Here is a 689-nt window from a genome sequence, read left to right on the forward strand (position 1 = left end):
CCGCCCGGGTCGGCACCGTCCTGGCGCTACGGGCTTTCCATGACCTCCCGTGCCGGCTCGCTCGCTAGCATCCACGCTCTTGTTCCAGTCCCGGAGAGTCGCGATGTCCGACGCCTACGCGCTGATCCACGGCGCGTTCCGCTGGCAGGTGCCTGAGCGCCTGTCCATCGCCGAACTCTGCTGCGGCCGCTGGGCCCGCGAGACGCCCGACGCGCCGGCCATCCTCTTCGACAGCGACAGCGGTTGTCGCGCGCAGTACTCCTTCGGCCAACTGCAGCGCGCGGCGAATCGGCTGTCCAACGCGCTGCGGCGTCTCGGCGTGCAGGCCGGCGACCGCGTGGCGCTGGTGCTGCCGCAGCGTTTCGAGACGGCGGTCGCGCACATCGCGATCAACCAGCTCGGCGCGGTGGCGATGCCGCTGTCCATGCTCTTCGGCCCCGATGCGCTGGCCTACCGGCTGCAGGACAGCGAGGCCAGCGTCGCGATCGTCGAAAGCGGGGCGCTGGACGCGGTGCGGGCGGTGCGCGTGCAATGCCCGGCGCTGCGCCAGGTCTGCTGGTCGGCGAGTCCGAGCCGCAGGACGGCGAAGCCGGCTGGATGGCCGCGTTGCAAGCCGAGGACGCCCGCTTCGCCGCGCGGGACAACGCGGCCGAGGATCCCGCGATCCTGATCTACACCAGCGGCACGAC

At 72.0% G+C, this 689-nt stretch carries 1 protein-coding gene; it reads left to right on the forward strand.

Going from position 1 to position 689, the window contains the following annotated elements; all coding sequences use genetic code 11:
• The first annotated feature begins 103 nt into the window (after positions 1-103).
• Positions 104-670, forward strand: coding sequence for an AMP-binding protein (locus tag FUT87_RS25880; protein ID WP_147242845.1), 567 nt, complete (start codon positions 104-106; stop codon positions 668-670).
• Positions 671-689 lie beyond the last annotated feature (19 nt).

This window comes from Mitsuaria sp. TWR114 (genome assembly GCF_007997345.1).